The sequence below is a fragment of the Bradyrhizobium sp. USDA 4461 genome, assembly GCF_054055655.1.
Map to the genome: position 1 here is coordinate 6113853 of NZ_JBSRXM010000001.1, position 20192 is coordinate 6134044.

21 protein-coding genes are annotated in these 20192 nt (G+C 65.1%); 14 read left to right on the top strand and 7 right to left on the bottom strand.

Going from position 1 to position 20192, the window contains the following annotated elements; translation table 11 throughout:
- Positions 1–13 precede the first annotated feature (13 nt).
- Positions 14–1471 (bottom strand): HlyD family secretion protein, encoded by a 1458-nt coding sequence (locus tag ACVINW_RS28655; RefSeq protein WP_456754378.1) that lies wholly within the window; start codon positions 1469–1471, stop codon positions 14–16.
- A 417-nt stretch (positions 1472–1888) separates the two neighbouring features.
- Here ACVINW_RS28655 and ACVINW_RS28660 point away from each other — a divergent pair, with 417 nt between their 5' ends.
- The 5 genes from ACVINW_RS28660 (at position 1889) to ACVINW_RS28680 (ending at position 6903) form a co-directional block, all read left to right on the top strand.
- Positions 1889–3532 (top strand): acyl-CoA dehydrogenase family protein, encoded by a 1644-nt coding sequence (locus ACVINW_RS28660; RefSeq protein WP_456754379.1) that lies wholly within the window; start codon positions 1889–1891, stop codon positions 3530–3532.
- A 10-nt stretch (positions 3533–3542) separates the two neighbouring features.
- Complete coding sequence (locus tag ACVINW_RS28665; RefSeq protein ID WP_456754380.1) at positions 3543–4313, top strand: CPBP family intramembrane glutamic endopeptidase; 771 nt, start codon at positions 3543–3545, stop codon at positions 4311–4313.
- Between the two features lie 66 nt (positions 4314–4379).
- Positions 4380–5135, top strand: a complete 756-nt coding sequence (locus tag ACVINW_RS28670; protein ID WP_456754381.1) for a CPBP family intramembrane glutamic endopeptidase — start codon at positions 4380–4382, stop codon at positions 5133–5135.
- Between the two features lie 241 nt (positions 5136–5376).
- Positions 5377–6573, top strand: a complete 1197-nt coding sequence (locus ACVINW_RS28675) for a calcium-binding protein (RefSeq protein ID WP_456754382.1) — start codon at positions 5377–5379, stop codon at positions 6571–6573.
- A 150-nt stretch (positions 6574–6723) separates the two neighbouring features.
- Positions 6724–6903 carry a hypothetical protein gene (locus tag ACVINW_RS28680; RefSeq protein WP_456754383.1) on the top strand — a complete coding sequence of 60 codons (180 nt, stop codon included), beginning with the start codon at positions 6724–6726 and terminating at the stop codon, positions 6901–6903.
- A 26-nt stretch (positions 6904–6929) separates the two neighbouring features.
- Here ACVINW_RS28680 and ACVINW_RS28685 read toward each other — a convergent pair whose 3' ends face one another.
- From ACVINW_RS28685 to ACVINW_RS28695, 3 genes are all read right to left on the bottom strand, one after another.
- Positions 6930–7856 (bottom strand): AEC family transporter, encoded by a 927-nt coding sequence (locus ACVINW_RS28685; RefSeq protein ID WP_456754384.1) that lies wholly within the window; start codon positions 7854–7856, stop codon positions 6930–6932.
- Positions 7857–7858: 2 nt separating this feature from the next.
- A complete protein-coding gene (gene ruvX / locus ACVINW_RS28690; RefSeq protein ID WP_456754385.1) occupies positions 7859–8341 on the bottom strand; it encodes a Holliday junction resolvase RuvX in 483 nt (160 codons plus the stop codon).
- A 75-nt stretch (positions 8342–8416) separates the two neighbouring features.
- On the bottom strand, positions 8417–9307 hold the full coding sequence (locus ACVINW_RS28695) for a LysR substrate-binding domain-containing protein (RefSeq protein ID WP_456754386.1): 891 nt from the start codon (positions 9305–9307) through the stop codon (positions 8417–8419).
- 58 nt (positions 9308–9365) lie between these two features.
- Between ACVINW_RS28695 and ACVINW_RS28700 the strand changes: the two genes are divergently transcribed.
- Together ACVINW_RS28700 and ACVINW_RS28705 are read left to right on the top strand one after the other, a co-directional pair.
- Positions 9366–10406: an NAD(P)H-dependent flavin oxidoreductase gene (locus tag ACVINW_RS28700; protein WP_456754387.1), complete on the top strand. Its 1041-nt coding sequence runs from the start codon at positions 9366–9368 to the stop codon at positions 10404–10406.
- An 18-nt stretch (positions 10407–10424) separates the two neighbouring features.
- The gene (locus ACVINW_RS28705) at positions 10425–11504 is read left to right on the top strand and encodes an NAD(P)H-dependent flavin oxidoreductase (RefSeq protein WP_456754388.1); all 1080 of its coding nucleotides are present in this window, start codon (positions 10425–10427) and stop codon (positions 11502–11504) included.
- A gap of 7 nt (positions 11505–11511) precedes the next feature.
- Here the strand turns inward: ACVINW_RS28705 and ACVINW_RS28710 are convergent, their stop codons facing one another.
- Positions 11512–11685, bottom strand: coding sequence for a hypothetical protein (locus ACVINW_RS28710; protein ID WP_456754389.1), 174 nt, complete (start codon positions 11683–11685; stop codon positions 11512–11514).
- A gap of 371 nt (positions 11686–12056) precedes the next feature.
- Here ACVINW_RS28710 and gatC point away from each other — a divergent pair, with 371 nt between their 5' ends.
- The 6 genes from gatC to gatB all read left to right on the top strand — a co-directional run bounded on the left by gatC (position 12057) and on the right by gatB (position 17511).
- Positions 12057–12344: an Asp-tRNA(Asn)/Glu-tRNA(Gln) amidotransferase subunit GatC gene (gatC, locus tag ACVINW_RS28715; protein ID WP_456754390.1), complete on the top strand. Its 288-nt coding sequence runs from the start codon at positions 12057–12059 to the stop codon at positions 12342–12344.
- A gap of 23 nt (positions 12345–12367) precedes the next feature.
- Positions 12368–12595, top strand: a complete 228-nt coding sequence (locus ACVINW_RS28720; protein ID WP_456754391.1) for a hypothetical protein — start codon at positions 12368–12370, stop codon at positions 12593–12595.
- On the top strand, positions 12592–14067 hold the full coding sequence (gatA, locus tag ACVINW_RS28725) for an Asp-tRNA(Asn)/Glu-tRNA(Gln) amidotransferase subunit GatA (RefSeq protein ID WP_456754392.1): 1476 nt from the start codon (positions 12592–12594) through the stop codon (positions 14065–14067). The genes ACVINW_RS28720 and gatA overlap by 4 nt, the downstream gene beginning before the upstream one ends.
- A 3-nt stretch (positions 14068–14070) precedes the next feature.
- Positions 14071–14352, top strand: a complete 282-nt coding sequence (locus ACVINW_RS28730) for a hypothetical protein (RefSeq protein ID WP_456754393.1) — start codon at positions 14071–14073, stop codon at positions 14350–14352.
- Between the two features lie 180 nt (positions 14353–14532).
- Positions 14533–15894 carry a patatin-like phospholipase family protein gene (locus ACVINW_RS28735; RefSeq protein WP_456756525.1) on the top strand — a complete coding sequence of 454 codons (1362 nt, stop codon included), beginning with the start codon at positions 14533–14535 and terminating at the stop codon, positions 15892–15894.
- A gap of 129 nt (positions 15895–16023) precedes the next feature.
- On the top strand, positions 16024–17511 hold the full coding sequence (gene gatB, locus ACVINW_RS28740; protein ID WP_456754394.1) for an Asp-tRNA(Asn)/Glu-tRNA(Gln) amidotransferase subunit GatB: 1488 nt from the start codon (positions 16024–16026) through the stop codon (positions 17509–17511).
- Here the strand turns inward: gatB and ACVINW_RS28745 are convergent.
- A complete protein-coding gene (locus tag ACVINW_RS28745; protein WP_456754395.1) occupies positions 17433–17918 on the bottom strand; it encodes a hypothetical protein in 486 nt (161 codons plus the stop codon). The genes gatB and ACVINW_RS28745 overlap by 79 nt on opposite strands.
- 1119 nt (positions 17919–19037) lie before the next feature.
- Between ACVINW_RS28745 and ACVINW_RS28750 the strand changes: the two genes are divergently transcribed.
- Positions 19038–19304 (top strand): hypothetical protein, encoded by a 267-nt coding sequence (locus tag ACVINW_RS28750; protein ID WP_021078341.1) that lies wholly within the window; start codon positions 19038–19040, stop codon positions 19302–19304.
- Positions 19305–19402: 98 nt separating this feature from the next.
- Here the strand turns inward: ACVINW_RS28750 and ACVINW_RS28755 are convergent, their stop codons facing one another.
- A complete protein-coding gene (locus tag ACVINW_RS28755) occupies positions 19403–20167 on the bottom strand; it encodes a sulfite exporter TauE/SafE family protein (protein ID WP_456754396.1) in 765 nt (254 codons plus the stop codon).
- Between the last annotated feature and the right edge of the window lie 25 nt (positions 20168–20192).

Here is a 20192-nt window from a genome sequence, read left to right on the forward strand (position 1 = left end):
ACGATGGCAGACTTCATCGCGATACGAGGGTACGAGTTCCGGGCGACCCATTCTCATCGGCCGTTGGCTGCTGCGGTTGCGAGGCCCGGAATGCATCGTGCAGATGAGCCATGCCAGCGCGCCGCGCATCCGCGTCCGATGACGTGTTCTGCGCGGCGTTGACGGTGCTTGCGTCGTTCCGCATCCACGCCGCGACGAAATGGCCGAGCCGTCGCCACGTGACCGACATCGAGGGGACGACGCCGTTCTCGCGGGTCACCGTCACCCATTGGCCGACCGGACAGGCGGACTCCTCCGCCGTGGCTGCCTGCTGTGCCGGTCCGCCGTCGTTCGCCGGATCCGGGGTGATGATAGCGTAGAGTTCGCGGCGCTCGGTTTGCGGGAACGGAACCGCAAAGCGTTCGTCGGCCTTGTCGCTGGTCTTCGGCACGACCGCAGTGACGAGGCCGGATCGCAACGAGCTGCCGTCGATGCGGACGCGCGTGCCGGGCGTCATGCTCTGGCCCTGCCGGTAGGAGAAGATGGCGACAACAAAGCGCTTGTCACAGTTGATGACGGAGCTGATCGTATCACCGGCGCTCACGTGTCGCCCCATCGCGGCGCCGACGGTCAAGACCTTGCCCTGGCCGCGCGCAAGGACTTTGGCATCGGCCAACGTCGCCAGCCGTTTTTGTTCGGCGTCGATCAGGTGCTCCAGGTCGGCAAGCACTGCGGTTTGCTGCTTTTCCTCGATTTTCATCCGCATGGCGTCCAAGTCGATGTCCCTGCGTTTCTGAGCGAGATTATTGAGCGCAACCAATTCGTCGCCGATATAGATGCCCTTGCTTAGGGCGTTGAGCTGTGCCGTCTTTTGATTCAGCTTGGCCATTTCTGCGTCCGCGCCATGCATCGCCGCAGCATATTGCTGGGTCGTCGGCCTGAGCATATCCATGCTCGCGGCATTGCGTGTCACCATATTGCTCTGTCGGTCGACCAGGGCTTTCTTTTCACTGCTCGCAGCGTTGGATTGAGCGACGCGGGCGCGAAGCTCCTCGATCTGCGACTGGAACTGGCCCTTGAGCTGGTTTGTCTGGTCAGCGAGCTCGCCGTCGAGAGACGAAACATAGTTGACGTCCGAGTCGTATTTTGAGCGCGTCGCATCGAGCTTCTGCCGTGCGTCGGACGCCTTTTCCTGCAACGAGATGAGTGTCCCGCGATCAACCCTGGGATTGCTGATTTGCGCTAGCGTGTCGCCATCGCGGACGTCGTGGCCCGGAAGCGCCGTCAACAGCTCGATTTCGCCGCTGATTGGCGCCGTCAGAAGCGTAACGGGTGCGTTGACCACGGCGCGATCCGATTGATCTGCAACGATCGGGGGCGCTACCGCTGTCAGCATCAGGATAGACAGCAATCCCGCGACGCCGACCGCGGATATTCTCAGTATTGCATGATGTTTCCGCACAGTGCCGCCGGTTTCGGATCTATCAATCATCAGTTCTCTTTCGGTTGGGAGGGCCCTGGATGCGCGCTTCTTTTGGTTGGCTGACTGTTTTTCCCGGCGCAGGCTAGCGACTGCAACAATGCTGACCGCGTTTGGTTGCTGCCAAAAATGCGGCGATTAGGATTGCAGCAAGAGCGGTGGATCACGAGAGAAGCGGTCTCCAACCGGAGTGCAGGTTCCAACTGCAAGGACGGGCGGTCAGTCGAGGTCAAAGGGGCGCTCGCAGCCTTCCGCGCCCCTGGCGACGCCGGCATTGCGCCGCCATTGGCGCGGGGCATCAGCCGCGCGGGGCAAATCAGCCCAATTCATGAATAGGGGGCGCAGCGAAAGCCGCATTTTTCGCTGCCCGGCGCCTGCGCGCGGGCTATGATCCCCCGATTCCAATGCGCGACGAATGCCGAGGAGACCATGAAGCAGGCTCCGTTTGCCACCCACGACGTGCTCAACCAGTCGCCGCCGTTCTGGAACGTCGACCTGTTCACGACGGATGCGCCGCTGGTCGCGGCCGTCGCGGCCAATGGCGCCGCCGCAGCCACGGCCGAGCTGATCGATTTCGGCAGGCATTGGGGATCCGCCGCCATGGCGGAGCGCGGCCGCATCGCCAACGAGAACACGCCGAAACTGCGCAGCTTCGATGCCAGGGGCAATCGCCGCGACGAGGTCGAGTTTCATCCGGCCTATCACGAGCTGATGGCGCACTCGGCGCATGCCGGCGTGCACAATTCGACCTGGACCATGGACGGCAAGCCGGCCGGCGGCGCCGCCGAGGTGGTGCGCGCGGCGAGGTTCTACATCGCCGCGCAGGTCGAGACCGGTCATCTCTGTCCGATCACGATGACCCGCGCCTCGGTCGCGGCGCTGGCCTCGCAGCCGGACATCCTGGCGAAGACGATGCCGGTGATCGGAACGCGCGCCTACGACCCGGGCTTTGCGCCGTGGTGGACCAAGCGCGGCATGACGCTCGGCATGGGCATGACCGAGAAGCAGGGCGGCACCGATGTGCGCGCCAACATGACGCGCGCCGAGCGCGACGGCGATGGCTATCGCATCACCGGGCACAAATGGTTCATGTCGGCGCCGATGTGCGACGCATTCCTGGTGCTGGCGCAGACCAAGGACGGCTTGAGCTGTTTCTTCATGCCGCGCTTTGCGCCTGACGGCACCGTCAACGCGATCCACTTCCAGCGCCTGAAGGACAAGCTCGGCAACCGCTCCAATGCCTCCTCGGAGGTCGAATTCCACGGCGCTCATGCCGAACTGATCGGCGAGCAGGGCAAGGGCATCCGCACCATCATCCAGATGGTGCAGCTGACGCGGCAGGATTGCGCGATCGCATCCGCCGGCCTGATGCGCTCCGGGCTCGCGCATGCGCTCAATCATGCGCGGCATCGCAGCGTGTTCCAGAAGCATCTCGCCGATCAGCCGCTGATGCAGGCGGTGCTGTCGGACATGGCGCTGCATGTCGAGGCATCCATCGCGCTGGTGATGCGGCTGTGCCGCGCCTTCGATCGCGCGCCCAGCGACGCGGGCGAGGCCGCCTATATGCGTCTGCTGACGCCGGCGATCAAATACTGGACCTGCAAGAGCGCACCCGGCTTCCTCTATGAGGCGATGGAGTGCCTCGGCGGCAACGGCTATGTCGAGGAGGGCATTCTGGCGCGCCATTACCGGGAGGCGCCGGTCAACGCGATCTGGGAGGGCTCCGGCAACGTGATGTGCCTCGACGTGCTGCGCGCGCTCGGCCGCGAGGCCGATGCCGCGCTCGCCGTGCTGCGTGCGCTCGCCGATCAGGCTAAGGGCCTGCCGGGCGCCGCCGAGGCCGTCGCATCGATCGGGCAGTCGTTCCGCCGTCCCGACAGCGAGGGCGTCGCGCGGCTTGCGGTCGAACAGCTGGCGCTGCTGGCGGCCACCGCGGCGCTCAACCAGGTCTCGCCGAAAAGCGCCGAGCTGTTCGCCGCGACACGGCTTGCCGAACGCCACGCCGGCATGTACGGCGCGGTGGATCTTTCCGAAGCCGATCAACGCGCGCTGCTGGCGCGGGCGCTACCATGAAGGTTTGCTGATGGACGCACTCAATCCCGATACGTCGCCGGCCGCGATCGAACCGCCGCCGCGCCCGCCGCGGGTCTGGAAGTTCTGGGGCACCGCGCTGTGGGGTCTCTTGATCTTCGCCGCGATGTTCCTCGGCCAGCTCGCGGTCATCATCTGGCGGATCATCGCGCAAGGTGGCGAGATGTCGACAGGAGGCATCACTCATGTGGTCGCCGACGGCCTGACGATCTCGCTCTCGGTCCTCGCCGGGCTGCCGATGGTGCTGCTGGTGCTGTGGTTCGCGATCCGCCGGACCGGACTCTCGTTTGCCGATTATCTCGGGCTGCGCTCGACGTCGTGGAAGAACGTCATCATCGGCATCGTCGCGCTGATCGTGCTGGTCGGCGCCTGGGACATGGTGTCCCGCGCCGCCGGCCGCGAAGTGGCGCCGGGCTTCATGGGCGACGTGCTGAAATCGGCGCAGGAGCACAGCGCGCTCTGGCTCTTGGTGATCGCCTTCGCCGTCGCCGCGCCGCTCTGGGAGGAGCTGTTCGCGCGCGGCTGGCTCTATCGCGGCTGGTCGGAATCCCGGCTCGGTCCCTACGGCGCGATCCTGCTGTCGTCGATCGTGTGGACGGTGATGCACCTGCAATACGACTGGTTCTTCCTCTGTCAGGTGCTGACGATCGGGCTCCTGTTCGGCTATCTGCGCTTCCGCACCGGCTCGACCTGGCTGACCATCCTGCTGCACGGCCTGAACAATTTTGCCGCGACGATCCAGACCTGGTGGCTGGCGGGCTGATCGTCCGATATGCTAGGTTGAGTTCGGGCCTACCTTCGCTGCCAAATTGTTGCAGAAGAATCCAGCATGTCGAACTTTGAAAATGCCGGCGCGCAGACACCTGCTTCGGCACCGCCGCGAACCTGGGACTTCGCGGGGACCGCATTCGTCGTCCTGATCGCCTACGCCATTTATGTGCTGGCGGGAGGTTTCGCCGTGGCGTTCATCGTCGCGCTGCAAGATGGCGTAGCTACGATGTCACCGGCTCAATTCCAGGACTTCGCAGCCCAGGGGCGATGGCAAGGTCCAGCCATCATCATCGCGAGCCCGTTGGCGATCGGCGTGCTTTGGATCGCGATCCGAATGGCCGGCCGCGGGTTCGCCGAATATCTTGCGCTCAACTGGCCGAGCAGAAATGAGTTGGTTCGCGCTCTGGTGTTCATGGCCATCATAATGGTTGCCGAGAGCTGGAGCGGATTCCTCATCGGTTCGGAGGACGGCACACCCGATTCATTCCTGATCGTCAAAGGACCCGGCGGGCTGTTGACACTCCTTGTGGCAGTCTGCATTGCCGTACCGATCATGGAGGAACTCGTTGTCCGCGGATTCATGTTTCGCGGCTGGTCGCAGTCGTTCCTCGGTCCGACTGGCGCCATCGTGCTGACGTCAGTCGTGTGGGCGATGATGCATACTCAGTACGATTGGTTTTGGCGTTTCTGGATTTTCGTCTCAGGTCTTGCTCTTGGCTATTTTCGCTGGCGCAGCAATTCGACTTGGCTGACAGTGATCGTTCATTCCGCCATGAACATGGTTTGTTTTCTTGTGCGGGGCCCTTACACCTAGCTTCGCCGGCAACCATCGATCCAAGCGAGCAGGGAGCGTCGCCCACTTGGCGCGCCATGACATCGCTTGGCGGCGAGGCCGGCGCCGCGACGGCTGGTCGGGAGTCCCGGATCGCCCGTCCACGGCGCTTCGGGCACCGTCATATGACAAGGATTGTCATACAACCTCCGGGGGAGTGCTGTAGTATCCTCAGCGAATATCGCGGCTTGAAGGTTTCAAAGTCATTTTCAGGGAGAATGCGATGGCGATCTATGATGGTGGCTCCGGCAACGACAGTCTCGTCGGCGGAAGCGACAACGATGTCATCAACGGCTATGGCGGCGACGACACGCTGGCGGGCGGCAACGGCGGCGATTCCATCTATGGCGGCGACGGAAACGATGTTGTTTATGGGGACAGCAGTCAACCGCAAGGTTGGTTGTACAATTATGGCGTCCCGTCAAATGCGCTCGATACCAAGTATCTCTACGGCGGTGCGGGGAACGACGTCATATTCGCAAGTTCGGACACCGTCGAGTTTCCGAATATTCGATATCCTTACTCGCCCAACTACATCGATTACCAGCAAAATATGATATACGGCGGCGATGGCAACGACACGATCTTCGGATCGTCCGGCTACACGCATGATGGCGATTTTGTCACGCTTCCAGGCGGATTGGTGGTGCCGGGAAGCGTTTACAGCGGCGACGCTGGCACCATCTACGGCGGCGCCGGTGACGATGTCATCTATTCGATCCCGAACGTCGCGTTCGGCGGCGACGGCAATGATCTGATGGTGGCGGTCGGCGCGGCGCGCCTGTATGGCGGGTCCGGCGACGACAGCCTGTATGGCGGATCCCTGAACGATACGCTGGTCGGCGGCGATGGCCGCGATCTGCTCGAAGGCGGCGGCGGCGATGACTGGCTCTATCTCTCCACCGGCCTCGTGGGACGCAACGTGGCCTATGGCGGCGCCGGCAATGACGTCGAGATCGCAGGCGCAACCGGCAACGTCACCGAGATCGGCGATGACGGCAACGACACCCTGTACGGCGGGCCGGGCAACGACTATCAGTACGGCGGGACCGGCAACGACGTGATGTACGGCGGCGCGGGCACCGACGTTCTGATCGGCGGCGCCGGCAACGACTATTTCGACGGCGGCACCGGCGTGAATTACTATTATGGCGGCAACGGCGGCGGTCCGGGCACGGGCATCGGCACCGATACCTTCAATGTCAGCCAGGGCGGCATCGATGTGGTGCAGGACTGGACCGAGGGCAAGGACACGGTGCAGCTCAATGGTTCGGGCTTCCAGTCCTTTGCCGATGTGCTCGCGCATTCCTATCAGAATGGCGCCTACTTCGTGGTCCAGCTCAATTCCGACACCGCAGTGTGGCTGAACGGGGCAACCGCCACCAGTGTGGTGGCAGGCGACTTCAAGATCATCAGCTGAGCGGGACATCCGCGAAGATCCCCGCTGGAACAGCCCTTCGACCCAACGTGATCGCCCCGGATCGTCTGCATCTTGACGATCCGGAACGTAGCAGCGCACCGGCGCATGGTGCCGAGGTAATGCGGCAACGATCTGTCGCGCGAGGACGTCATGAAGCATGCCGCGGCGCTGAGGGACTACCAGGCGTCGGCCTTGCTCCCGGGCATCAAGATCAACAGCAGTGGCTTCCGGCCGGTCGAGCAATTGCGGTTGCTGCAGTTTGACGGCCGCAGCTGGCAGCCGATCGGTGAGGTGCTCGATACGGCGTTCACCGGTTCGAGCGGGAAATAGCGACGATCAGCGCAGGCTGCCGACTGCTACAGCCCGACCGCCGCGATCACGATCGGCATCGTGATCGCCGCCAAGATCGTCTGCAGCGTGATGATCTGGGCGAGCAGCGGCGCGTCGCCGCCCATCTGGCGCGCCAGCACATAGGCTGATGGCGAGGTCGGCACCGCGGCGCAGGCGGCGACGATGGCGAGATTGGCGCCGGTGACGCCGAACCACACCGCGAGCGCGACCGTCAGCACCGGCATCAGGACGAGCTTCAACGCCAGCGCGACGCTGGCGGCGAGGCTGGGGCGGAAGATGCCTTCCAGATGCAGGCCGGCGCCGGTGACCAGCAGGCCGATCGCCAGCGACGAGCCGCCCAGCGCATCGGCGACATCGTGCCAGATTTTCGGCAGCGGGATGTGCGCGACATTGATGGCAAGGCCGATCACGCAGGCCCAGATCAGCGGGTTCTTCACCACAGTCATCACGATCGCGCCCGCCGACCGCTTTCCGGATGAGGCATATTTCGCCAGCACGGCGACGCTGAAGACGTTGACCAGCGGGATGATCGCAACCATCGCGACCGATGCGAGCGCAAGGCCGACCTTGCCGTACAGATTGCCCGACACCGACAACGCGACATAGGTCTGCCAGCGCGTCGCGCCCTGGAAGATCGAGCTGAAGGCGGGACCATCGACCCTGGCGCGGGCGAGGGGCGCACGCAGCGCGAGACAGAGCAGGCACATTAGGAGCGCCGCGAGCAGCAGCGCGCCGCCGGCGCCTGCGACCGGGACCGTGGACAGGTCGGCTTTCACCAGCGTCTGCACCAGCAGCACCGGGAACAGCACGTAATAGGTCAGCTGCTCCAGCCCGTGCCATTGGGTCTCCAGCCGCATCAGGCTGCGCTTGAGGACGACGCCGAGCACGATCAAGAGGAACACCGGCAGCAGCGCCGCGATCACCACGGCCATGGTCAGCGCTCCCCCCGCAGCTTCGCCAGCCGGTCGAGCGCGCCCTGCAGGATGAAGATCGCGGCGTGCTCGTCGATCACCTCGGCGCGCCTGCTGCGGCTGACGTCCATCCCGATCAGCTCGCGCTCGACGGCTGCGGTCGACAGCCGCTCGTCCCACAGTCCGATCGCAAGCGTGGTCAGGTTTGCGAGATTGCGGGCGAAGGCGCGGGTCGATTGCGCGCGCGGGCCTTCGCTGCCGTCCATGTTGATCGGCAGGCCGAGCACGAAGCCGACCGCATTGCGCTCGGCTGCGATCGCGAGCAGCCGCGCCGCGTCGACCTTGAACTGCTTGCGCTGGATGGTCTCGACACCGGTCGCGAGCCGCCGGTCCGGGTCCGACACGGCAACGCCGATGGTCTTGGTGCCGAGGTCGAGGCCGACCAGCGCGCCGCGCTCGGGCCAATGCGGCGCAGCTTCGATCAAGGGAAGGATGGGGGCGGGCATGGCCTTGCGCTTAGCACGCACCCGCGCGCCGAGGCAAAGCCCGGCGGCGGGCGGGCGTCCATGCGAAAACGCCGATCAGGCGGCGATCACCCGGTCGGCGCCGCCAAGGCATGCGGCCAGTCCCTGCAACGCGCTGGACTGATGTGCGGTGCGGCGCTGGATGAACAGCGTCTCGACGCGAGCGTGCTGCGGACTGAGCTTGTGGATCTTGATGTCGCGCTGGACGTGGTCGCGCTCGACCACGGCGCGCGGCAGCAGCGTCACGCCCATGTCGGCGGCGACGCAGCCGACCATGCCGTCGAGCGTGCCGAGCTCGAAGCGCGCGGCCGACGGCCAGCCGAATTCGGTGAACACCTGTTCGAGGCGCTGGCGGTAGGTGCAGCCGGTGCGGAACACCAGCGCTGTCGGGCCCGACTCCGGCGTGCCGGCGCGCAACGCGGATAGCGATGTCCAGCGCTGTGCGGTGACCAGCACCAGTTCCTCGGTGAAGGCCGATGTCGCCACCAGTTCGGCGTGCTCGATCGGGCCGGCGACAAAGGCGCCGTCGAGCGAACCGTCGAGCACCGCAGCAACGAGATCGGCGGTCGGCGCGGTGCGCAAGGTCAGCCGCACGGCGGGATAGCGGCGGTGAAACTCGGCGAGCAGCGTCGGCAGCCGGACCGCAGCAGTCGTCTCCATCGAGCCGATCGACAGCGGACCTCTCGGCTCGCCGTCGTCGCGTGCGGCGAGCACGGCTTCGCGCGTCAGCGCCGCCATCCGCTGCGCATACGGCAACAGCCGGCGGCCGGCGCCGGTCAGCGACATGCCGCGGCTGTGGCGCTCGAACAAAGCGGTGCCGATCTCGGCCTCCAACGCCTTGATGCGCTGGGTGACGTTGGACTGCACGGTGTTGAGCTCGTCGGCGGCGCGGGTGATGCCGCCGAGCCGGGCGACGGTGGAAAAGGTGAGCAGGTCGGTCAATTCCATCTGAGACCACCGTTTCATTTTAGAGATGGGAGCGTTCTATAGTATTCATTTTCACAGAATGTTAGGCCGGGTTAGGCTGCGAGTCCAGAACAGCAAGTTCAAGACAGGGAGCGAGCGCATGCCGATCAGCACCGAATTGACGGCGCGTATGGGCATCCAGCATCCGATCCTGGCAGCGCCGATGGCCATGATCGCGGGGAGCCGGCTGGTCACGGCGGTGAGCGAGGCAGGCGGCTTCGGCATTCTGGGCGGCGGCTACGGAGATGCGGCCTGGCTCAGGGCTGAAACCGCAAAGCTGAAGAATTTCGCAAAGCCGTTCGGCATCGGCTTCATCACCTGGAGTCTCGCCAGGCAGCCCGAACTGATCGACATCGCGCTGGATGCAAAGCCGCGCGCGGTGATGCTGTCATTCGGCGATCCCGCGCCGTTCGCGCCCAGGATCAAGGCCGCGGGTGCGCTCCTGATCTGCCAGGTGCAGAGCGAGCAGATGGCGCAAGCCGCGCTCGCCTGCGGCGCCGACATCCTGATCGCGCAGGGCACCGAGGCGGGGGGTCATGGCGCATCGCGCACCACGCTCGATATCGTGCCGGCGATCATCGATTTCGCGGCGGGGCGTGCGCCGGTGGTGGCGGCCGGCGGCATCGCGGATGGACGGGGCTTGGCGGCGATGATGATGCTCGGCGCCTCCGGCGTGCTGATGGGAACGCGGTTCTATGCCAGTGTCGAGGCGGCTGCGCCCGAGGAGGCGAAGCAACTGATCCGTGCGGCGAAGAGCGGCGAGACGGTGCGCGGTGTGGTGATGGATTGGTCGCGCAAATTGATCTGGCCGGCGCCGTTCACCGCGCGTTCGCTTGCCAACGATCATCTGCGGCGCTGGAGCGGAAACGAGATCGAGCTGATGCAGCGCGCGGACGAGATCGCGGTGGAGTATGCCGCCGCGAGGGAGGCGGGCAATTTCGACATCGCTGCGGTGTTCGCCGGCGAGTCCGTCGGCTTGATCCATGATATCGTTCCCGCGGCCGAGATCGTCGGCCGTATCGTCGCCGAAGCCGAGCAGTCGCTGCAGGGCCGGCGCAATTCTCTTTCATCTTTGTCCTGAACAAGCGCGAGACACACCATGTGGCCGGACCGTCGATTGATCGATCGTTTCAACACCGAATTCCCGATCGTGCTGGCGCCGATGGCCGGCGTGATGGATGCGGAACTGGTGATTGCGGTGGCGCAGGGCGGCGGGCTCGGCTCGCTGCCGTGCGCGATGCTGTCGGCCGAGAAGGCGCGCGAGCAGGTCAACATCATCCGCCAGCGCGTGTCGGCGCCGGTCAATCTCAACTTCTTCTGCCACAAGGCGATCGACGCCGATCCGGCGCGCGAGGCGCAATGGCGGCAGCGGCTGGCGCCTTACTATCGCGAGCACGGCCTCGATCCCGATGCGCACATCAACGCCGCGAACCGCGCGCCGTTCGATGCGGCGTTCTGCGCCGTGGTCGAGGAGCTGAAGCCCGAGGTTGTCAGCTTCCATTTCGGCCTGCCGGAGCCAAAGCTGTTGCAGCGGGTGAAGGCAGCGGGCGCCATCGTGATGTCGTCGGCGACCACGGTGAGGGAGGCGATCTGGCTGGAAGAGAACGGCGCCGATGTCGTCATCGCGCAGGGCGCCGACGCCGGCGGCCATCGCGCCATGTTCCTGACCGACAATATCTCCGAGCAGCCCGGCACGTTCTCCCTGTTGCCGCAGGTGGTGGATGCGGTGAAGGTGCCGGTCGTCGCGGCCGGCGGCATCGCCGACGGACGCGGCATCGCGGCGGCATTGGCGCTCGGCGCCTCAGCCGTGCAGATCGGCACCGCCTATCTGCGCTGCCGGGAGTCCAGGGTGACCGCGCAGGGCCGTATCGCGCTGGCGCAGGCGAACGATGAATCGACCGTCATCACCAATGTGATGACCGGGCGTCCGGCGCGCGGCGTCGCCAACCGTGTGATGCGCGAGGTCGGCCCGATCTCGCCGGACGCGCCGGCGTTTCCGCATGCCGCGACCGCGCTCGGTCCGCTGAAGGCCGCGGCCGAACAGCAGGGCAAGGTCGATTTCACCAATCTGTGGGCCGGGCAGGCGGTGCGCATGGGCAAGGAGATGCCCGCGGCCGAACTGACCCGGGCACTGGCAGGCGCCGCGCTGGCGCGGATGGGGGCGCTCTCTCAGGCTTGACGCGATCTCAAGCCTGACGCGCGGGCTCGCTCTGGTTGATCTCCAGATGCTCGGTCGCGAGCCTGCGGTAATGCGCGGCCATTTCCCGGTAATGTTGCCGGGAGATCGGGTCGGTGGCGCTTTCAGCGCGGCGCTCGAACATCTCGGCCTTTTCCTGCAGGATTTTTGCCTGGGACGACATGGCGACGGCCTCGCTCAGACCAGGCAGGCCACGTAAAGGATCGCGACGCCGATCACGGTACCGATCGACCACAGCGCAGGGTCCCAGCCTCCCGGCTGGGGGGTGGTTTCGGGCATGGACATGACGGACTCCCGTAGTCTTCTCTTTGCGGGCAGTAGGCGCCGCGAATGTTTCCGGACGACTGCGCCGGGCCGGCAAAGTGGTTTCATCGCCCGGTTTTGCCGCCGAATCGTCGGCGGCCCAGGCCCGCGGCCCGTCCGGCGAGGGTCTTCGGGCTGGGCCTTGGCCGGCGCTGTTGCGGCGCAAAACCGGCCTCTGCTATACGGCAGGCTGATCTTCAGCCTGACCTTTCAGACTTGGGGCCCTATATAATGTCCGTCGACGCCACGACCGTCCGCCGCATCGCGCATCTGGCGCGGATCGCGGTCAGCGACGCCGAAGTTCCCCACCTTCAGGGCGAGCTGAACGCGATGCTGGCCTTTGTCGAGCAGCTCTCGGAAGTGAATATCGAGGGCGTCGAGCCGATGACCTCGGTGACGCCGATGGAGATGAAGAAGCGCGCCGATGTGGTCAATGACGGCGAGATCGCCGATATCATCGTCCGCAACGCGCCCGACACCGTGAACGACTTCTTCCTGGTGCCGAAGGTGGTCGAGTAGCTCTCTGTTCTGGGACGATCCCGATGTGTCTGCTCTGCGACGATGAGAAGGCCTACAAGGCCTATATGGACTTCCTCGATGCAATGGAGCGCAAAGGGAAGGTCGCCGATCCCAATGCGGCGATGGACGCCGTGCTCGACCATCTCGAGGCGCTCGACGCCGAGCGCGCCAAAGAGAATAAAGCGCGCCAGGACGACCCCGCCAACGACAAGACCCTGTCTCCGTTCTTCTGCAGCCCGATCAATAAATGACCGATTTGACATCGCTGACGATCGCCGAGGCCCGCGAGGGCCTGGCGAGCAAGTCTTTCACCGCGAGCGAACTGACCGACGCACATCTCGCCGCCATCGAAGCCGCGCGCGTGCTCAATGCCTATGTGCTCGAGACACCCGACCGCGCACGCGAGATGGCGAAGGTGGCTGACGCGAAGATCGCCAAGGGCGAGGGCGGACCGCTGGCCGGCATCCCGCTCGGCATCAAGGACCTGTTCGCGACCCGCGACATCAGGACCACGGCGTGCTCGAAGATCCTCGGCAATTTCATTCCGCCCTACGAGTCGACGGTGACCTCGCAGCTCTGGCGCGACGGCGCGGTGCTGCTCGGCAAGCTCAACAATGACGAGTTCGCGATGGGCTCGTCGAACGAGACCTCGTGCTTCGGTCCGGTCACCAACCCGTGGCGGCGCGAAGGCTCCAACACCACGCTGGTGCCGGGCGGCTCGTCCGGCGGCTCGGCCTCGGCAGTCGCGGCGCTGCTCTGCATGGGTGCGACCGCGACCGACACCGGCGGCTCGATCCGCCAGCCCGCCGCGTTCACCGCGACCGTCGGCATCAAGCCGACCTATGGCCGCTGCTCGCGCTGGGGCATCGTGGCGTTTGCATCCTCGCTCGACCAGGCCGGCCCGATCGCGCGCACCACGCGCGACGCTGCGATCCTGATGCGCTCGATGGCGGGACACGATCCCAAGGACACCACGTCGGTCGACATCGCGGTGCCGGATTACGAGGCCGCGATCGGCAAATCCGTGAAGGACATGAAGATCGGCATCCCCAAGGAGTATCGCCTCGACGGCATGCCGGCCGAGATCGAAAAGCTTTGGGAAGCGGGCGCGCAGTGGCTGAAGGCCGCAGGCGCCGAGCTCGTCGAGGTGTCGCTGCCGCACACCAAATACGCGCTGCCGGCCTATTACATCGTGGCGCCGGCGGAAGCCTCGTCGAACCTCGCGCGCTATGACGGCGTGCGCTACGGGCTGCGCGAGCCGGCCAAGAACATCATCGAGATGTACGAGAACACCCGCGCCGACGGCTTCGGCGACGAGGTGCGGCGGCGCGTGCTGATCGGCACCTATGTGCTTTCGGCCGGCTACTACGATGCCTATTATCTGCGGGCGCAGAAGGTGCGGACGCTGATCAAGAAGGATTTCGAGGACTGCTTCGCCAAGGGCGTGAACGCGATCCTGACGCCGGCGACGCCGTCGGCGGCGTTCGGTATCGGCGAGAAGGGCGGCGCCGATCCGGTCGAGATGTATCTCAACGACATCTTCACCGTGACCGTGAACATGGCGGGCCTGCCGGGCATTGCCGTGCCCGCGGGCAAGGACACGCAGGGCCTGCCGCTCGGCCTGCAACTGATCGGCCGTCCGTTCGACGAGGAGACGCTGTTCTCGCTCGGTGAAGTGATCGAGCAGGCGGCTGGACGTTTCACGGCGCCGAAATGGTGGTGAGCGATGACGGGTTTCCGTGCCAGCCTGAATGACGCCGCGCCGGATCCGGCGCTGTCGCCGCCGCTCGCCGCATTGTGGTGGGCGAGGAAGGGCGATTGGGACCAGGCGCACCGCATCGTGATGAACGAGAGCGACGCCAATTCGGCCTGGGTGCACGCACATCTGCATCGCGTCGAGGGCGATCTTTCCAATGCCGGCTACTGGTATCGCCAGGCCGGCCAACCCGTCGCAACGGACACGGTCGAGGCCGAGTGGGAGCGGATCGTCTCCGCGCTGCTGGCCTGAACGATCGGTGCCGGATGCCGCAGCCAGATGCCGGTGTCTTGGCACCGCGATCATTAACCGTGTTTCGGCCGCCATGCCGCCGCCCAGATTGGCCGTGATAGGCTAATGGAACCGGGCGGGGACCAGCGGCAATAGAGAGTAGTCGTGCGTGGGTTGGGGATAGGGGGATGGCTGTCGGCGTTGCTGGTGGCCGGGGTGGCGGCGGGCCTTGCCGGCTGCGCGTCCGTCTACAATCTCCCGGGCAACGTGCCGCTCGGTGCCGCGCTTGCCGACAACAACAGCGCCCGCGATTTCCCGACCTACGAAGATGATTTGCTGCTTGCGCTGTCGTTCTCCGGCGGCGGCACCCGTGCGGCGGCGTTCTCCTTTGGCGTGCTGGAGGAGCTCGATCATACGCATTCGAGTGTGGCGGGCACCAAGACACTGCTCGACCGCGTTGACTTCGTGTCCGGCGTCTCCGGCGGATCGATCACCGCCGCCTACTTCGGATTGAAGCGGCGCGCGGCGCTCGCCGATTTCCGCGAACGTTTCCTGCTGCGCAATGCCGAGGAAGGGCTGAAGACCAGGATCTCGCTCGGCAATATCGGGCGCGCGCTGGGGGGCGGCGTCAACGACAGCCAGTTCACCGACTGGCTCGATCAGAACCTGTTCGACGGCGCACGGTTCGAGGCATTGCCCGACGACCGTCGGCCGCGGGTGTGGATCAATGCCTCCGACATCTACAACCGCACGCCGTTCGTGTTCGGCAAGACGTCGTTCGACGCGCTGTGCAGCGACATCCGCGCCTATCGCGTCGCCGAAGCGGTGGCGGCATCGGCCGCGGTGCCGCTGGCGTTCGCGCCGATCGTGCTACAAACCTATCCCGGCGGCTGCGCCGCGCCGCTGCCGCCCTGGTACGACCGGGTACGCAACGATCCGAACGCGCAGCCGTTGCTGCGTTCCTACGCCGAGGCCCAGGCGCGCTACCGCGACGGCTCGATGCGCTACGTCAAGCTGCTCGACGGCGGCCTGGTCGACAATTACGGCCTGTCGGGACTGAGCATCGGTCTGCTCGCCGCGCAGCATCCCTATGAACCGCTGAGCGAACGCCAGGCGGCCAGGCTGAAGCGCATCCTGTTCCTGGTGGTCGATGCCGGCCGCGGCATCTCAGGCGATTTCGTGCAGACGCTGGAAGGGCCGAGCGGTGTCGAGCTGGTGTCGGCGGCCGCCGACACCGCAATCGATGCCAGCGTGCGCTCGAGCTATGCGGCCTTCACCGCGCTCGCCGACGACTGGTCGGGCAAGCTGAAGCGCTGGCGCTGCGGCCTGTCGGCGGCGGATCGCTCGAGGCTCGGGGTCGGCGCCGGCTGGAAATGCGGCGACGTCGCGATCTATGTCGAGCGGCTCGGCTTCGACCGGCTCGGACCGGAGCGGGCCGGCATCCTGAACGCCATCCCGACGCGGTTGTCGCTGCCGCCGGAGCAGGTCGACCAGCTGATCATGGGCGGCGCGGACGCGCTGCGCTCGAGCAAGGCCTATCAGCAGTTCCGGCGCGGGCTCTGATCCGCGCCTGACGCGCCGCTGCGGGCCGCGAAGGGGCAGCAAGGGGACAGCAAGGCGGCTTGACTGGCGCGGTCGGTTGCGCGAAGCCCAATCCATCCCAGATATCACTTTGTCCGGAAACCGAGATCCATGACCGCAGCTGCCGCCCCGCATAAACTGATCAAGAGCGCCACCGGCGATTGGGAGGTCGTGATCGGCATGGAGATCCATGCCCAGGTCACCTCGAACGCAAAGCTGTTCTCGGGCGCATCGACCGCATTCGGCGGCGAGCCCAACTCTCATGTCTCGTTGGTCGATGCCGCGATGCCGGGCATGCTGCCCGTGATCAACGAGGAGTGCGTCCGCCAGGCGGTGCGCACCGGTCTCGGGCTGAATGCGAAGATCAATCTGCGCTCGGTGTTCGACCGCAAGAACTATTTCTATCCCGACCTGCCGCAGGGCTACCAGATCAGCCAATACAAGTCGCCGATCGTGGGCGAGGGCGAGGTGTCGCTCGAGCTCGACGGCGGCCGCAGCACCACGATCGGGATCGAGCGGCTGCATCTGGAGCAGGACGCCGGCAAGCTGCTGCACGACCAGTCGCCGACGATGTCCTATGTCGACCTCAACCGTTCCGGCGTCGCGCTGATGGAGATCGTCTCCAAGCCCGACATCCGCGACGCCGAGCAGGCCAAGGCCTACGTCACCAAGCTGCGCTCGATACTGCGCTACCTCGGCACCTGCGATGGCGACATGGAGAAGGGCAGCCTGCGCGCCGACGTCAACGTCTCGGTGCGCCGTTACGGCGAGACCGCGTTCGGCACCCGCTGCGAAATCAAGAACATGAACTCGATCAACTTCATCGGCCAGGCGATCGAGTACGAGGCGCGGCGCCAGATCGAGATCATCGAGGACGGCGGCTCGATCGACCAGGAAACCCGGCTGTTCGATCCGAACAAGGGCGAGACGCGCTCGATGCGCTCCAAGGAAGAGGCGCACGACTATCGCTACTTCCCGGACCCCGATCTGTTGCCGCTCGAGTTCAGCCAGGCCTTCGTCGACGATCTCAAGGCGCAGTTGCCGGAGCTGCCGGACCAGAAGAAGTCCCGTTTTATTACGGGCTTCGGCCTGTCGCCCTATGATGCGAGCGTGCTGGTCGCCGAGCGCGAGAGCGCGGAGTTCTACGAGACGGTTCTTGCAGGCCTTGCCGACAAGGCGCGCGACGGCAAGCTCGCCGCCAACTGGGTGATCAACGAGCTGTTCGGCCGTCTCAACAAGGAAGGCGTCGACATCGCAGCGTCGCCGGTGTCGGCCGAGCAACTCTCCGCGATCGTCGCCCTGATCGGCGAGGGAACGATTTCCGGCAAGATCGCCAAGGACTTGTTCGAGATCGTCTGGCAGGAGGGCGGCGATCCGCGCACGCTCGTCGAGACGCGCGGCATGAAGCAGGTCACCGATCTCGGCGCGATCGAGAAGGTGGTCGACGACATCATCGCGGCCAATCCCGACAAGGTCGAGCAGGCCAAGGCGAAGCCGCAACTGGTCGGCTGGTTCGTCGGTCAGGTGATGAAGTCGTCGGGCGGCAAGGCGAACCCGCAGGCGGTCAACGACCTCTTGAAGTCGAAGCTCGGCATCTGAACCGACAGGACAATGATGTTGTCCTTGGCGCATGATCCGACCGGATCATGCTCTCGCGCGATCGCCTCTCGCCTCGTCGCGCGCGCGTGAACGCGGCGTGATCCTGCCTCACAGCCTCTTGCGACGGTCGCACCGCCGCCCTCGGCGCCGAATCGGCGCAGCTGCGATTCGTTCGCGAAACCGGCTCGGACGACCTCAAACGAGGCAAAAGCCGTCTTTCCCACGAAAATTTTTTCGTTGCCAAAAATTACGACTCGGCGTCCGCGCCGCGCCGCTTTTCGTCGCCGCTCGCGACTCAGCGCAACGTCGATCGCGCGTCGATCGCTTCGATGCGAATTCAACGAAAGCCTGCAATACAAGGCATTTCCTGCGACGTTGACAAATGCCGATGTCGGCCGCTGTTGCACTTCTCGCATCGTCGCGCGAATGCATCGTCGATTTGAACGGCGGCGCGCGCTGTGCGCACTGCCATCGCTGCGTCAACACTTCCTTAAGCGGGACACTGTTTTTTTCGGTCTGTTGGTGTATTCGGGAAGTAGTGCATATCGATTCCCGAGTGCACGCAGCGAAGTAGAGCCATCTCACATACTGGAGGGCAACATGGCTAAGAAGGCAAAGAAGGCGAAGAAGGTTAAGAAGGCGAAGAGCGCAGTGAAGAAGACTGCGAAGAAGACCCGCAAGGTCGCCAAGAAGAAGTAAGCCTCTCGCCTTGAGAGGATTGCCGGCGGCTTTGACGCCGGCACGTCGCAAGAGCCGGCGGACGGACTGCTGAGAGGCACATCCCACCCAAGGCTCTGGCTGACGAAAGAGGGTGTCGGCGAGACATCAGGTCAAACGGCTGGATCGAATTTCGGAGAGGGCAACCTTCCCAAACCGGTCCGGCAGAAGAAACAGAGATTTCTTCGTTCGGTGCGGAGCCCGCTCGGTTCCGCAATTTCACCGGCGAGAATGCCGACTGAAATCTGGTCCTGACGTGTTCGCCGACCCCCTCGTTCCGGCGGCCTGCGCAGTCCGCGCCCCGGCAACCATTTTCCCCATTCCAGCTCTGGACTGACGTCAGGCTTCACGGCCTCGCGTTGCATGTGCCTGTGCACCCGGTGGTGCGTCATTCCGCGGACCGTTCGCCGGTTCTGCCATCCCTTCGTCAATCTCAGGACTGACTGCCGACCGCCCGGGCGGCAGCGCCCGCGGGCCATTGTCCGCGATGGTTATCGTTGTCCGAAACAGCAGGGTAAACCGGCGTTCACGAATGCACAGATGTGCCTGCGGCACAGGCACTTTTGCGATTCCTGCAAACGGCCCGGGCGGCGCCGATTTACATCCCGTTCATCGCGATACTTAAACCGCTCTTCAAATTTGATGGGCCATGATCATCCCAACAAGCCGGCAAACGGCAAGCGCATGATCCTCCGGGACCAGCGCGGGCATGATCAAGAGATCAGCCCGGGGATATCAGGGTAGTTCAACAGTGGACGGGGGCCGCGCTCGGGGGAGGGCGGCCAACAACAAAAAGGGGAATGACGACAATGTTTCAGGGGGTCATCGATCAGGAAAGCGCGGTCCCGGTTGCTGCGACGGCAATCCAGGACGTGCTGTTCGAGCGTGGCATGTATTGGGCGAGCGGCCGCTCCGGCGTGGTCAATCTCGTCGCGGCGCACAAATGGTTCAACCTGGCGGCGCTCAAGGGACGTACCGATGCGATCGCGCACCGTCGCGAAGTCGCCGAGCAGATGTCCGACGTCGAGATCGCGGCTGCCCAGCGCGAAGCCCGCGCCTGGATGACGACGCACTAATCTGTCGTTTTGACGCGTTTTCTTCACGCGAACCGGTCGTCCACTTCGCTCGAAAACGCTCTGCTATCGAGCTGGGAGCCTCGGCTCCCTCGCTCCATCTAGAACCAGTATCGCGCCGCGTAGATCAAGGTCATGACAGCTCCGGCGACGATGACGAAGTGCCGGACGATGGGCGCGGGAAGGATCCGGATCAGGTAGCCTCCGGCGTAACCGCCGATCATGGCGCCGAGCAGCATCGCCAGCGTCTCCGGCCATCGCACCGCTCCCTCGCCGATGAAGATCACTGTGGCGGCGAGCGACACGCAGGTCGCGAGCAGGTTCTTCAACGCCTTGATCGCCCTGATGTCGTTGGGCTCGGTGATCGAGAGCACCGCGGTCAGTATGACGCCGAGCCCGGCGCCGAAGAACCCTCCATAGACGCACGCCAATCCAAGGACGGTACTGCTCGCACCGGTCGAGGGCAGAGCTGCCTCCGTCTGGTGCCCGATGCTCCATCGCTGGATCGGCGGCGCGAACGCGAACAGCAGCGTGGCGAATGCGATCAGCCCCGGCACCGGCAGCACGAACAGCCGCTCGGGAAGCAGCAGCAACACGCCGGCGCCGATCGCGCCGCCCAGGGTGGAGACGGCGACGAAGCTGATCGTGCGCCGGCTCGGCCGTGGCAGCTTGCCGCGATCGGCGAGCGCCGCGATCAGATGCCCCGGCGAGATCGCCACCGCATTCGACGCGTTGGCGATCACGGCCGGCAGGCCTGCCGCGAGCATCGCCGGAAACGTGATCAGCGTCGCGCCGCCCGCCAGTGCGTTGATGATGCCGCCCGCGACGCCGGCGGCGAGCAGCAAGAGACCGGTCTGAACGTCCATGCTTCACCCATTCGAGGGTGAGCAG